The 13,593-nt window shown below is 49.0% G+C and carries 10 protein-coding genes; 9 read left to right on the top strand and 1 reads right to left on the bottom strand.

What is annotated here, in order from left to right; all coding sequences use genetic code 11:
* The first annotated feature begins 12 nt into the window (after positions 1 to 12).
* The 9 genes from DWZ61_RS16135 to DWZ61_RS16095 all read left to right on the top strand — a co-directional run bounded on the left by DWZ61_RS16135 (position 13) and on the right by DWZ61_RS16095 (position 12,669).
* Positions 13 to 249, top strand: a complete 237-nt coding sequence (locus DWZ61_RS16135) for a hypothetical protein (protein WP_118539659.1) — start codon at positions 13 to 15, stop codon at positions 247 to 249.
* Between the two features lie 169 nt (positions 250 to 418).
* The gene (locus DWZ61_RS16130; protein WP_118539675.1) at positions 419 to 1,258 is read left to right on the top strand and encodes a class I SAM-dependent methyltransferase; all 840 of its coding nucleotides are present in this window, start codon (positions 419 to 421) and stop codon (positions 1,256 to 1,258) included.
* 224 nt (positions 1,259 to 1,482) lie between these two features.
* On the top strand, positions 1,483 to 1,818 hold the full coding sequence (locus DWZ61_RS16125; RefSeq protein ID WP_242993694.1) for a metal-sensing transcriptional repressor: 336 nt from the start codon (positions 1,483 to 1,485) through the stop codon (positions 1,816 to 1,818).
* A gap of 96 nt (positions 1,819 to 1,914) precedes the next feature.
* Positions 1,915 to 4,788 carry a heavy metal translocating P-type ATPase gene (locus DWZ61_RS16120; RefSeq protein WP_118539657.1) on the top strand — a complete coding sequence of 958 codons (2,874 nt, stop codon included), beginning with the start codon at positions 1,915 to 1,917 and terminating at the stop codon, positions 4,786 to 4,788.
* Between the two features lie 587 nt (positions 4,789 to 5,375).
* Positions 5,376 to 7,976, top strand: a complete 2,601-nt coding sequence (gene clpB / locus DWZ61_RS16115) for an ATP-dependent chaperone ClpB (protein ID WP_118539655.1) — start codon at positions 5,376 to 5,378, stop codon at positions 7,974 to 7,976.
* Positions 7,977 to 8,078: 102 nt separating this feature from the next.
* Positions 8,079 to 8,252 (top strand): DUF4250 domain-containing protein, encoded by a 174-nt coding sequence (locus DWZ61_RS16110; RefSeq protein WP_022312824.1) that lies wholly within the window; start codon positions 8,079 to 8,081, stop codon positions 8,250 to 8,252.
* Positions 8,245 to 9,504 carry an ASKHA domain-containing protein gene (locus DWZ61_RS16105; protein ID WP_172594769.1) on the top strand — a complete coding sequence of 420 codons (1,260 nt, stop codon included), beginning with the start codon at positions 8,245 to 8,247 and terminating at the stop codon, positions 9,502 to 9,504. The genes DWZ61_RS16110 and DWZ61_RS16105 overlap by 8 nt, the downstream gene beginning before the upstream one ends.
* A 102-nt stretch (positions 9,505 to 9,606) precedes the next feature.
* Positions 9,607 to 11,817 carry a methyl-accepting chemotaxis protein gene (locus DWZ61_RS16100; protein WP_118539651.1) on the top strand — a complete coding sequence of 737 codons (2,211 nt, stop codon included), beginning with the start codon at positions 9,607 to 9,609 and terminating at the stop codon, positions 11,815 to 11,817.
* A 150-nt stretch (positions 11,818 to 11,967) separates the two neighbouring features.
* On the top strand, positions 11,968 to 12,669 hold the full coding sequence (locus DWZ61_RS16095) for a polysaccharide deacetylase family protein (protein ID WP_172594768.1): 702 nt from the start codon (positions 11,968 to 11,970) through the stop codon (positions 12,667 to 12,669).
* Position 12,670: 1 nt separating this feature from the next.
* On the opposite strand, the gene DWZ61_RS16090 is transcribed toward DWZ61_RS16095, so the two are convergent.
* On the bottom strand, positions 12,671 to 13,462 hold the full coding sequence (locus tag DWZ61_RS16090) for a MerR family transcriptional regulator (RefSeq protein WP_118539649.1): 792 nt from the start codon (positions 13,460 to 13,462) through the stop codon (positions 12,671 to 12,673).
* Between the last annotated feature and the right edge of the window lie 131 nt (positions 13,463 to 13,593).

Genomic DNA, 13,593 nt, shown 5'->3' with positions numbered 1-13,593 from the left:
CTGTTTTCTATTATGGAAAAGCAAAACCGGGAATCCCACTGCGTTCAAGGCAGCGGGATTCTTCTTGCCAGTGCCGGTGATCGCCGACAGCCTTATTTGTCTCCCGTGCGCTGCTCTAGCGGCATGTTTTCTGCGTTGAATGAGAAGACCGGCACCAGGAGCCGCATCGGACTGATTCAGTTCTACTATAACTGGGAAGAAGACAAGAAATATCTATTGGTGGAAATCTACCTTGCAAAACAGAAATAAGTTCAGTATAATAGAAACGAAAACCAAAAACAGTCAGCTGAAAGGCCGCAGTAATGCGGCTTTTCTAAGGCATTTAAGTTAGCACAAGCTAACTACATAACTCTATACAGCGGTTAGACAAAACTAACAAAAAAGAAATGGCAAAAATGCAAGAAAGTGAGAGATGTCCATGAAATACAAGATTGAGAAGAACACCGTACAGGAGACACTGATCATCCCGCTTTATTCCCGGAAGCTATGCTCGGAGTTGTATCCGAACCTATATCGGGACGAGATGGCGGTACACCTGATCGACCAGATCGACTATGATTTTTCACAGGTGGAGAAAAAATCCCACGGCCTGATGCAGCGTTTCGGTTCGCTGGAGGTTGCCATGCGGCAGAATGACCTTGCGTGGGAGGTACAAAATTATCTGGCAGATCATCCTGATGCGGCGGTGGTCAATTTGGGCTGTGGACTTGACGGTACCGGCAGAGCCTGTGACAATGGCAGCTGTAAAATTTACAATCTGGATTTTCCGGATGTTATCGCCGTACGCAATCAATTACTGCCCGCCGGAGACCGTGAGGAAAATATTCCCTGCAATTTGAATGATACGGAATGGTTTACCAAAATCGACGCGTCCGAAGGGGCAATATTTTTTGCCTCCGGAGTATTCTATTATTTTCTGACGGAGCAAGTCAGGACGCTGGTACAGGCAATGGCTGACAGTTTTCCCGGTGGTGTGCTGGTATTTGACGCGGCGAACCGGACAGCGGTTAAGATGATAGCAAAGACATGGCTCAGGAGCGCTAAAATTCAGGATGTGGGTGCATATTTTGCGGTTTCGGATGCGAAAAGTGAGATTTCCCCGTGGAACAGCAGATTGCAGGTCACAAGCCGTGGCTATATGCTGGGATATAATGATCTTCGAGACCCTTCCGTCAGCGGATTATTCCGCTTCCTCGCCAGAACCGGCGACAGAATCATGAAGATGCAGATCGTAAGGATCTGTTTTGGTCAGAGGTGAACTGGCAGGAATTAGAAAGTACCTCTTGACAAATACCCTATGGGGGTATATCTTGTAGAAGAAAACAAGATACCCCTGTAGGGTATTTTGCGTATGGCTGCAACGAAAGATCCGGCAGCATGTTGCGTGCACTGATATGCAGGCCGGAAACAGCATATGTGTAGAACCGGGAAGATTCTGGAAAATTCGGATTCCGGTGCCGGAGGCTCAGGAAGGGGAAAATTATGGCAGAACAAAAGGAAGAAAAAATGGGAGAAAAAGGCATGGAATGTTGTCATTGTCACCAGAAGGCAACGCCCCGCTCCGAAAAAGAAAGAAAACAATTACAGAACCGTTTAAGCCGTATGAGCGGACAGTTAAACGGTATCAGCCGGATGCTGGAAGAGAACCGTTACTGCGGTGATATTCTCACACAGGTAGCTGCCGTGGAGAGTGCTTTACAGGCCTTTGGCTATGCAATCCTGAAGGAACATATGGAGACCTGTGTGGTGGAAGAGATCCGGAAGGGGAATACTGCTATAGTAGATGAGGCAGTGGAACTTGTGAAGAAATTGAAATAAGCGGCGGAATGGTCGCAGATAAACCTGTAAATTTGTGCTGCTGCGGTGCATTGAAAGCACCGGAGACTTTGCAGGTCATGGAAAGGCAAGGGTATTATGAAGGAAAGATATCATGTTACAGGAATGTCCTGTTCCGCATGTTCTTCCCATGTGGAAAAGGCAGTAAACAAGCTGGAAAATGTGGAAAAAGCATCCGTAAATCTGCTGACGGAGACTATGGATGTGACCTATGACGAGACGAAGATCACTTCGGCGGAAATTATCGATGCTGTGGTGAAAGCAGGCTACGGTGCTTCGGTAATGACCGAAGGCAGTGTGGCAGGTGCAGGCGGACAGAGCACTTCCGGGAATGCGGGAAGTACAGGAAAGTCCACAGTCGATGGCAAACAGGAGCTACAGCAGAAGCTGGATGCAGACGCAAGAGCCATGAAATGGCGTCTGGGAATCTCCATTGGATTCCTGATCCCGTTAATGTATGTGTCTATGCACCATATGCTGAAAGAATGGTTCGGAATTCCGGTTCCGGCATTTATCGTAAACACGATGCACGGCAATGCCAATGCCATGAATTTTGCATTGACGCAGTTTTTACTGTTATTGCCGATTCTGTATGTGAACCGGAAGTTTTTCTCTGTAGGTTTCAAAACATTGGCGCACCGCAGTCCGAACATGGACAGCCTGATCGCTCTGGGATCTGGCGCGGCACTGGTGTACGGCATTTTCGCCATGTACCGGATCAGCTGCGGCCTGGGTTATGGTGACATGGCAGTGGTAGAGCATTATGCCCACGATCTGTATTTTGAATCCTCCGGTACGATCCTGACTCTGATCACCGTTGGAAAATATCTGGAGAGCCGTTCCAAGGGAAAGACCAGTGAAGCCATCACCAAGCTGATGAATCTGGCTCCCAAGGTGGCAATTCTTGTTACCGAGGACGGACAGGAAAAGGAAGTGCCCACGGAGAGCCTGCAGAAAGGCGATATTTTTCTGGTAAAGCCCGGAAGTCTGGTACCGGTGGACGGTATCGTGTTAGAAGGCAACTCCAGTGTGGATGAAGCGGCCATCACTGGTGAAAGTGTTCCGGTGGAGAAACAGGCAGGTGACCATGTGGTCTCCGCTACCGTGAACAAGGCGGGCTTCTTAAAATGTCGTGCGGATCGTGTTGGCGATGACACAACACTGGCACAGATCATCCGTCTGGTGGAAGAGGCCAGTGCCAGCAAGGCTCCCATTGCACAGCTGGCAGATAAGGTGGCTGGTGTATTCGTGCCGACGGTCATGACCATTTCCCTGATCACCCTGATCGTGTGGCTGATAAGCGGTGCTACCGCGGAGTTTGCCATTTCCACAGCCATTGCCGTATTGGTAATTTCCTGCCCCTGTGCGTTGGGACTGGCAACACCCGTGGCTATCATGGTGGGAACCGGCGTAGGTGCCAGCAATGGTATCCTGATCAAGACGGGTGAGGCCCTGCAGCAGGCCAAAGAGATTGACACTGTGGTACTGGACAAGACCGGAACCATCACCAGCGGTAAGTTAAAGGTAGAAGAAGCAGGCGGTTATCAGAGCGACTTCCCGATGGATGCCATGATGCAGATCGCAGCAGCTCTTGAGAAAAAAAGTGAGCATCCGCTGGCGGAAGCTGTAGTGGAATGGGCAGAGCAGTTCGGTCTGGCAATTCCCGAGATCGTGGATTTCAAGGCAACCTTCGGCCGTGGCGTGGAAGGTACACTGGCAGCAGAATTCCGTGCGGTAGAATCAGTAAAAAATGACGGCCCTACGGCGGTATTTTATGCCGGAAAACAGAACGACACCACAGATGGCTCCGGCAAGACAACGGAACAGAACCAGATGGCGAGAAATACAGTATCGGGTGCCAGTAGCGTGATAATTCCTGCCGGTACAAAATTCTATGTAGGTAACCTTGCCTTTCTGCAGGAGAATCATATCACTCTGCCGGAGGAAGCCACAGAAGGTCTGAACCGGATGGCGGACGAAGGCATGACACCGCTCCTTGTGGCACAGGAAGGAAGATTCTTAGGAGTTATCGGCGTGGCGGATACTGTTAAGGCCACTTCTTATGAAGCTATTCGTGTCTGGGAGAAAATGGGTGTCAAAGTCATCATGCTGACCGGAGACAACCGCCGTACTGCAGAAGCTGTACGACAGAAGCTGGGTATCTCTGAGGTCGTGGCAGAAGTACTGCCGCAGGATAAGGAGAAAAAGGTCAGCGAGCTGAAACGTCAGGGCCATAAGGTAGCCATGATCGGTGACGGCATCAACGATGCCCCCGCACTGGCAGCCGCAGATGTAGGCATGGCTATTGGTGCAGGCACGGATGTAGCCATGGAGAGCGCAGATATTATTCTGATGAAAAATGATCTGCGGGATGCCGTGACGGCCATGAAACTGAGCCGTTCCGTGATCTGCAACATCAAGGAGAATCTGTTCTGGGCTTTCTTCTACAACTGCATCGGCATCCCTCTGGCAGCCGGTGTGCTGTACCCGTCTTTTGGAATCCGTCTGAATCCCATGTTCGGCGCGGCAGCCATGAGTTTAAGCAGTATCTTTGTCGTGGGAAATGCCCTGCGGCTGAGAGGCTTTAAGAGCGGATTTACTCCGCTGAAAACAGGAACGCCGGAAGCAGCCCGGACGGAACAGGAGACAACGCAGGCAGCTGTGGAGGGAGAACAGTGCATACTGGAAGCCCCCGCAGAGCAAAATAGCAAAGAAGAGAAAGAGAGGACAAACACAATGACAAAAGTAATCAGTATCGAAGGAATGATGTGCAGCCACTGCACCGGGACCGTACAGAAGGCACTGGAGGCCGTAGAGGGCGTAAAGGCCGTAACCATGAGCCTGGAGCAGAAGAATGCTACCGTGGAACTGGCTTCTGATGTGGCAGACGAAGTACTGACCAAGGCTGTAGTTGACGCAGGATATGAAGTAAAGGGCGTTACAGAAAAATAAAGTGTTACTGTAGGTTACAATAACGGAAAAAGAGAAATGGCGCTGCCAAGATGCCGTGTTTTTGCAAACACGACACCGGACGGCGCTATTTTGGGTCTATAGAGAAAAAAGTGATCCGCAGGTACTTTTCAATGCAATATTTCAGGAATATATGTGGCGTATGGGTCTATACAGAAAAATTTCAGGCATAGATACTTAAATTGTGAAAAATGAGTATCTGGAGAGTGATTTTTCTCCTAACGGCATTAATCTTCCGCGTGAATGGAAAATAATTTTCGAAAGATTCCATATAAAGTTTATAATTTCTTAATTGATTTTCTCTGACTATGTGTTATATTAACTATAGAACAGATGATACAGAAAGCCTGTGAATCTGTTCGCGAGTAAGAAAATAAATAAAGCAACTATTCAGAGCCTCATTCGCAAAACGCTGTTACACAGCTTCCTTTTTGCTCATTGAGGCTACCTCGCCAAATAAATATTGCCAAAGCTTTTTATGAATGCAAGCAATCAACAAAGCTCAGGCAATATTTAATGGCTCTGAATAGTTGCAAATTGCATAACCTTATGTGAGGAGGCGAACGATTATGAATATTGATAAATTTACACAGAAATCCATAGAAGCAGTCAATGGCTGTGAAAAGCTCGCCATGGAATATGGCAATCAGGAGATCGAACAGGAACATCTGCTGTACAGTCTGCTGACGCTGGATGACAGTCTGATCTTAAAGCTTGTGGAAAAGATGGAGATCCAGAAGGATCATTTTGTAAACCGTGCAAAACAGGCTTTGGAGAAGAGAGTAAAGGTGCAGGGTGGTCAGCCTTATGTCGGTCAGTATCTGAACAAGGTACTGGTCAGCGCATCGGACGAAGCAAAACAGATGGGTGACGAATATGTCTCCGTAGAGCATCTGTTCCTTGCCATGATCAAGAATCCCAACAAGGAGATCGCCGAGATCTGGAAGGAATACGGCATCACCAGAGAACGTTTCCTGCAGGCATTGTCTACCGTAAGAGGCAACCAGAGAGTCACCAGTGACAACCCGGAAGCAACCTATGATACATTGGAAAAATACGGGCAGGATCTGGTGGAGAAAGCAAGGAACCAGAAGCTGGATCCCGTCATCGGACGTGACAGCGAGATCCGTAATGTGGTACGTATCCTGTCCCGTAAGACAAAGAATAACCCCGTGCTGATCGGTGAACCCGGTGTCGGTAAGACCGCCGTGGTGGAGGGTCTGGCACAGCGTATCGTCAAGGGCGATGTCCCTCAGGGATTGAAGGATAAGAAGATCTTCGCACTGGATATGGGCGCACTGGTAGCCGGTGCCAAATACAGAGGTGAATTCGAGGAACGTCTGAAGGCCGTACTGGATGATGTGAAGAACAGTGACGGACAGATCATTCTGTTCATCGATGAACTGCATACCATTGTCGGTGCCGGCAAGACCGACGGCGCATTGGATGCAGGCAATATGTTGAAGCCCATGCTGGCCCGTGGTGAACTGCACTGTATCGGTGCCACCACACTGGATGAATACAGACAGTATATTGAAAAAGATGCCGCTCTGGAACGTCGTTTCCAGCCGGTTATGGTAGAAGAACCCACCGTGGAGGATACAATCTCTATCCTGCGTGGACTGAAGGATCGTTACGAAGTATATCACGGTGTCAAGATCATGGATAACGCACTGGTAAGTGCAGCCGTGCTTTCCAACCGTTATATCACCGACAGATTTCTGCCGGATAAGGCCATTGACCTGGTGGATGAGGCCTGCGCCCTGATCAAGACCGAGATGGACAGTATGCCTACGGAGCTGGATGAACTGCAGCGTAAGGTGACACAGCTGGAGATCGAGGAGACCGCTCTGAAAAAAGAGGATGACCGGATCAGTAAGGAACGTCTGGCAGATCTGCAGAAGGAACTGGCAGAGTTAAAGGATCAGTTCAACACTAAAAAGGCACAGTGGGATAACGAGAAGGCATCCGTGGATAAACTTTCCAAACTGCGGGAAGAGAGAGACCGCATGAATAATGAGATCCAGATCGCAGAGCGGGAAGGAGACTATGAAAAGGCCGGCAGATTAAAATACAGCGAACTGCCCGCACTGGAGAAGCAGCTGGCACAGGAAGAGGATAAGGTAGGAGAATCCGATCTGTCTCTGGTACATGAAAAAGTATCGGAGGAAGAGATCGCAAGGATCATTTCCCGCTGGACCGGCATTCCGGTAGCCAAACTGACCGAGAGTGAGCGTAACAAGACCCTCCATCTGGACGAAGAACTGCACAAACGTGTGGTGGGTCAGGACGAGGGTGTGACCAAAGTCACCGAAGCCATCATCCGTTCCAAAGCCGGGATCAAGGATCCCAGCAAGCCCATCGGCTCCTTCCTGTTCCTGGGACCTACCGGTGTCGGTAAGACGGAACTGGCCAAGAGTCTGGCGGCAGCACTGTTCGACGATGAGAATAATATGGTACGTATCGATATGAGTGAGTACATGGAGAAGTATTCTGTCTCTCGTCTGATCGGAGCGCCTCCCGGATATGTAGGATATGAGGAAGGTGGTCAGCTGACCGAAGCTGTCCGGAGAAAACCTTACAGCGTGGTACTGTTCGATGAGATCGAGAAGGCACATCCCGATGTATTCAATGTACTGTTACAGGTACTGGATGACGGCCGTATCACGGATTCTCAGGGACGTACGGTGGACTTCAAGAATACCATTCTGATCATGACCTCCAACATCGGCGCAAGTTATCTGTTGGACGGTATCAATGAAGACGGTACCATCAAGCCGGAAGCAGAGGCGGCAGTCATGAATGATCTGCGGGCACATTTCCGTCCGGAGTTTTTGAACCGTCTGGATGAGACAATCCTGTTCAAGCCTCTGACCAAGGACAATATCGGCGGCATCATTCATCTGATCATTGCCGATCTGAACAGACGTCTGGAGGATAAGCAGCTGACCATCCGTCTGTCGGAGGAAGCTATGCAGTATATCGTGGACAATGCTTATGATCCGGTCTACGGTGCACGGCCTTTGAAGCGTTATATCCAGAAGTACGTGGAGACCCTGGCAGCCAAGATGATCCTGGCAGATCAGGTAGAAGAAGGCGATACCATTGTCATTACCGTGGAGAATGATCAATTGGCTGCCAAGTGCGAAAAGGGATTGAAAAATCAATAATCTGTAAAATAAAACAGGAGCAAAGATGATGATACTTGTCATTTTTGCTCCTTTCGTTTACAATATAACTCTGTCAAAAACAGGAAAAGAGAGGAAAACGTTATGATACCACAGGATCCCGTAATGTTATTAAGCTTTATAAATTTAAAACTCCGTGATTTCTACGGAAGCCTGAAACAACTCTGCGATGATCTGGATGTGAAGGAACAGGAGATCACAGATAAACTGGCAGCCATTGACTATCATTACGATGAAGAGAGGAATCAGTTTGTATAATACGAGCAGTACCAATCCCACAGGAAAAAAGGGAACCAGATGCCTGATCTGTACCGGTTGTGGCAGATGTCCAGGAGTGATCCGGGGGATGCAGGTGGTGACGGAAAAGCTGGAACTTCCTCCGTTAACATTACAAAATCCGGACGGTAAACGGCTGATGACTGTGGATATTGGTACCACTACCATTGCCATGCAGTTGTATGACATGACCGGTAAAGTGGTGGACAGCTTTCCCAGTGTGAATCCCCAGGTCAGCTATGGTGCCGATGTGCTCTCACGGATAGAGGCAGCAAAGGATCCGGGAAAAGCGGCAGATATGCAGAAAAAAGTCCGTGACCTCATGGAAAAAGGAGTGCAGCGTTTTTCCAAAAAGCTGCAGCCGCAGGAGACTCTGCAGATGGTCGTTGCGGCAAATACCACCATGACCTATCTGCTCATGGGCTGGAATCCGGAGGAACTGGGCAAAGCACCTTTTACAGTCAGTCATAGCGGCGCAGTGGAGACAGAAATTGCAGGAGTGGCCTGTCATATCATACCGGGATTGTCAGCCTTTGTAGGCGGCGATATCACTGCCGGAATATTGGCCAGTGGAATGCTGGAACAGGAGGCCTCCACCCTGCTCATCGATCTTGGAACCAACGGGGAGATGGCACTGGGAAACCGGCACAGATTACATGCCTGTGCCACGGCGGCTGGCCCTGCTTTCGAAGGCGGAGCCAACCGGGGCATCTGGGGCGCGGATATGGTGAGACTGTTACAAAAACTTCTGGAAGAGGGGCTGATGGACGGACAGGGTCTTTTGAAGGAACCTTATTTTACGAAAGGAGTCCGTATCGGCGATGTGCTGGTGACGAAGGAGTCCGTGCGTGCAGTGCAGCTGGCAAAAGGAGCCATTGCCGCAGGCATTGAGATTCTGGCGGACAGCTATGGCATAAGATTTTCGGACATTTCGAAAGTGGTGCTGGCGGGAGGATTCGGTTATTATCTGGATCCGAAGGCGGCTGTGGCTATCGGGCTGCTTCCGGAAGAACTGGCAGATTGCACGGTGACCGGCGGCAATACGGCACTGAGCGGTGCAGCCATGGTGGGCAGTCGGATCCTTACAGCAGGTGGAAAGCAAACGGCGGAAGGAACATTGCCAGATGGTGGGGATGACCTTCGAAAACGGCAGGAATTGCAGATACGTATCCTAAATCTGGCGGAGGAAGAGAAGTTCCCTGAGACCTTTCTGACGAAGATAAATTTTAACTAAAAATATACAAAAAGCGTAACAAATGACAGAAAATGTTGTTCCATTCTGGTAATTATTATGCTATAATTCTAAATATGTATAACAAGTACCGGAGGGTATTAAATGAGTACGAATGTTGAAAAACCAAAGAAATCTCTTTTTACGGTGAAAAAAGAGACGACTTCCGAAAAGAAGCCGAAGCCTGAAAAAGCAGTGAAGGGAAAGAAGGCATCTGCGGAGAAGAAGCAAAAGGCTCCGAAGCAGAAAAAGAGTGGAAAGAGCTCGAAACTGCTCAGCATCCGCAACAAGATCGTTGTATGTTTCCTGGTGCCTATTGTGTTTATGGTGATCATCGGTGTGTCAGCATACCAGAAATCCGCAGAAGGATTAAGCGAGAAATTCACCGATTCCACATTACAGACGATGCGTATGGCCACGGAAAATCTGAATATGAGCTGTGATTTTATCCGCTCAGAGGGTCTGAAATATGCTTACGATGATGATCTGCGGAAATATTTCCTGGGAATGTTCGAAGATAATCCCGTGGATAAGTTGAATTTCCTGACATCTACGAAGTCCAACCTTCTGTCGGTGCAGACCTCCAACCCGTTCATCAGCCACATGCACATTATTCCCAAGAAGGGAGTAAACCTTCTGTCCACTAAGCTTTCATCCGGTGTGGACGGTTTCCTGGATGAGTACAAGGAAGACGTGGCAAGCGGGGAAGGCAGAAGAAGTATCCCGCAGTGGATCGACAGTCATCCTGTACTGGATGAAAAGGTAACGGAGACCGAAAAAGATTATATTATGGCCTTCGAAATGATGAGCCAGTCGAACAATGCCTGCGTTGTTATCGATATCAAGCCTTCTGCTATTACGGATTTCATGGAAGAGATCGATATCGGAGACGGCAGTATCATCGGATTTGTAACTCCCGGAGGCAGAGAACTGGTTGTTGAGAATGTAGAAGAAGGAAAAGAAAGTGTCCTTCCGGAAGAGGGAAATGTATTCTCCGGACAGGAGTATTATACAGCTGTCATGGGTGAGGCAGTAGCGGATGCAGGTACTGCGGAGGTAGATTTCCAGGGTGAGAAGTATCTTTTCATTTACAGCCACAGTGCAGATATCGGCTTTACCACCTGTGCACTGGTACCTATGAGAGTAGTGACCAGTCAGGCTACCGAGATCCGCAACATGACCATCGGTCTGGTGATCCTGGCATGTGTGATCGTAGTGATCGTAGGTATCTTTATCACTGCAGGTATTGAGAATAACATGAGACGCATTTCCAGAAAGTTCGGTGATGTGGCGAAGGGTGATCTGACGGTTACCGTATCTGCCAAGGGACATGATGAGTTCCAGGATCTGGCAGGCTCGGCTACCAACATGATCACGAATACGAAGAAGCTGGTCAATCAGGTAAGCAATGCTACCGGAGAGTTGGAAGTGTCTGCACAGAACGTGGGACAGGCTTCTGAACTGATTCATGAGTATTCACAGGATATTACCCGTGCCATCGGTGAGATCAACGAAGGTATGGAAGAACAGTCCAGACATGCACAGGAGTGCGTGGAGAAGACCGATATCCTCTCCAATGAGATCCAGGAAGTCAGCCATGTGGTAGAACGTGTGGAGAAGCTGGTAGGCGAGACGGAAGGCATGATCAACAAGGGAATGGAGATCGTACAGGTACTGGGTGATCGTGCTGGCGAGACAACACAGATGACTGTGAAAGTGAGTGAGAGTATCGAATCTCTTCGCAAGGAATCTGAGATCATCAACAGTTTCGTAGCTACGATCACAGAGATCACAGAGCAGACCAACCTGCTGTCATTGAATGCTTCTATCGAGGCAGCCAGAGCGGGAGAGGCTGGACGAGGCTTCGCTGTAGTAGCAGAAGAGATCCGTAAGCTGGCAGATGATTCTGCAAAGGCAGCCGGCGAGATCCGCAACAATGTGGCCAACATTACAGCCCAGACCCAGAACAGCGTGGAGAGTGCAAGCCAGGCGAAAGCAATGGTAGAACTCCAGACCAAAGCTGTGGAAGAAGTGATCGCAGTATTCCGCGAGATGCAGGAGCGTATGGGCCAGCTGATCGAGGGACTGAAAGATATCGTGGTAAGCACGGAGAAGGCAGACGGTGAGCGTAGCGCTGCTGTGGCAGCCGTGAAGAATATCTCCGATATCATTGAAGAGACCGCAGGCAGTGCCGAGACCGTCAACGATGTGGCCAATAAGCTTCTGAACCATGTGGAGAAGCTGAGCACTACTGCAAGTGTACTGGATGAGAATATGGAAGGACTTAAGAACGAGATTTCCGTATTCAAGATCTGAGTATAAATAAAAAAGTAACATACAGAGGAGATCCGGGAGATGAGAGTCTCGGGTCTCCTTTTTTGCAAGCATGTTTTATTGCGGCAGCAGGAATGGTCACTTTTGAGAATGCATATATTTTCTGTGAAAGCGTGAAACGGACGGCTTGAAATGAAAAAAGTACTGGCGGGAATTCTGATCTTTGACATGCTTCTGGGAATCTTGTGTCTGGCAGTGGGAACGGAACGATACGCAGAGCAGAAATCATATGGAACCTATATAGAAACAGACACCGGCGTGTGCGGGACATCAGGAGAACCGAAAAAGATCGCGCTGACCTTTGACGACGGGCCGCATCCGAAGTATACGGAACAGCTTCTGGATGGATTGAAGGAGCGGGGAGTGGCAGCTACTTTTTTCGTGACGGGAGAGAATGCGGAGAATTACCCGGACATTATCCGGAGAGAACAGGACGAAGGACATCTGATCGGGAACCATACCTATAGTCACATACAGCTCACTTCCCGCAACCGGGAGACCTTTCGGGAGGAGCTGGTGCAGACCAATGAAATTCTCGAAGAAATCACAGGGGAGAAAATAAGCTTTGTCCGGCCGCCTTACGGCAGTTGGGACAAAAGCTTTGAGAAAGAACTGAATATGTTCCCGGTTCTGTGGAATATCGATCCTCTGGACTGGTGTTCCAACAATGCAGACTGTATTGCGTCCAAAGTGGTGGAGAAGGCGGGGGACGGCGATATTATTCTGATGCATGATTATTATGAGACTTCTGTCACCGCAGCACTGGAAGTAGTGGATATTCTACAGAAAAGAGGCTTTCAGTTCGTAACGGTGGAGGAAATCCTGTTTGACTGAATCATTGTAAAACAAGAGCCACCTGAGTGATAAAATTCGCCGGATCCTTATGCTGGGGAGGACCTTCCAGATAAGTATGCCGTACCGTGCCTGACAGAGACAGATTCTGCGCAGCTGCGTAGGCAGACAGTTTTCTACGGGCATCCGGGAGTGATTCGTAACAGCCGTGATAGAAGATGCCGAGAGCTTTCTGCTCCGGCAGATGCACCACATGTTCTCCCTTGCTGGCAGGAGGTACGGAGATACAACAGGTGAATTCTTCCGGATGTTCCAGATTGTACTCAATGAAAAACATCCGCTTACTGCTGTCGGAGCCGTACAGATGAATGGCTTCCATAAAGACCTCCCGCAGGAATTCTTTGCGTTCTTCCACTCCGTTAAAAGCCCCCTTGCGGCAGTACACCGTCTGGGCGGGGAGGGTAAGAAACTGTATCACGGAAGCAGCCGGGGACGCAGTACGTTGCTTTAACTTCTCGATACTCTGCGTCAGGCCGTCTCGTAAGGCTTCCAGACGTTCGATCAATGGTTCCAGATCCGTGGATCCATTATAATAGGAGGAGATCTCATCCAGGGACAGCCCTAAATTCTGCAGTACCCGGATGGAGCGGATCAGGGAGATGGAATCCGGGGTATAATAGCGATTCCCGGCAGTTCCTTCTTTTTTATCCGGAAGCAGGAGACCTTTGGCTTCGTAGTTCAATATGATTCTTCTGGTGATGCCGATCGCTTTGGAGACTTCTCCGATGGACATCAGTCTTTTTTCACTTTTTCCGTTTTCTTCGTTTGATGACATCAAAAATATGCCTTTCTCAAAATTATCCTTGCATCGTACATCGATGTACGGATATAATTATTGTAATAAGCGTAGAAAAACATGTCAAGACACATACGATAAAACGAATGAGCTGCATCGGTTTGTGCGGC

It is taken from the genome of Clostridium sp. AF34-10BH, assembly GCF_003478095.1.
GTDB classification, from domain to species: Bacteria; Bacillota; Clostridia; order Lachnospirales; family Lachnospiraceae; genus Acetatifactor; species Acetatifactor acetigignens.
Note: the sequence above shows the minus strand (reverse complement) of the source record. Positions and strands in the feature narration are given on the sequence as shown.

Bases quoted from the DNA above. Each gene is read 5' to 3' on its own strand.
- DWZ61_RS16135 (WP_118539659.1), top strand. From the start codon at position 13: ATGGAAAAGCAAAACCGGGAATCCCACTGCGTTCAAGGCAGCGGGATT.
- DWZ61_RS16130 (WP_118539675.1), top strand. From the start codon at position 419: ATGAAATACAAGATTGAGAAGAACACCGTACAGGAGACACTGATCATC.
- DWZ61_RS16125 (WP_242993694.1), top strand. From the start codon at position 1,483: ATGGCAGAACAAAAGGAAGAAAAAATGGGAGAAAAAGGCATGGAATGT.
- DWZ61_RS16120 (WP_118539657.1), top strand. From the start codon at position 1,915: ATGAAGGAAAGATATCATGTTACAGGAATGTCCTGTTCCGCATGTTCT.
- clpB (WP_118539655.1), top strand. From the start codon at position 5,376: ATGAATATTGATAAATTTACACAGAAATCCATAGAAGCAGTCAATGGC.
- DWZ61_RS16110 (WP_022312824.1), top strand. From the start codon at position 8,079: ATGATACCACAGGATCCCGTAATGTTATTAAGCTTTATAAATTTAAAA.
- DWZ61_RS16100 (WP_118539651.1), top strand. From the start codon at position 9,607: ATGAGTACGAATGTTGAAAAACCAAAGAAATCTCTTTTTACGGTGAAA.
- DWZ61_RS16095 (WP_172594768.1), top strand. From the start codon at position 11,968: ATGAAAAAAGTACTGGCGGGAATTCTGATCTTTGACATGCTTCTGGGA.
- DWZ61_RS16090 (WP_118539649.1), bottom strand. From the start codon at position 13,462: ATGTCATCAAACGAAGAAAACGGAAAAAGTGAAAAAAGACTGATGTCC.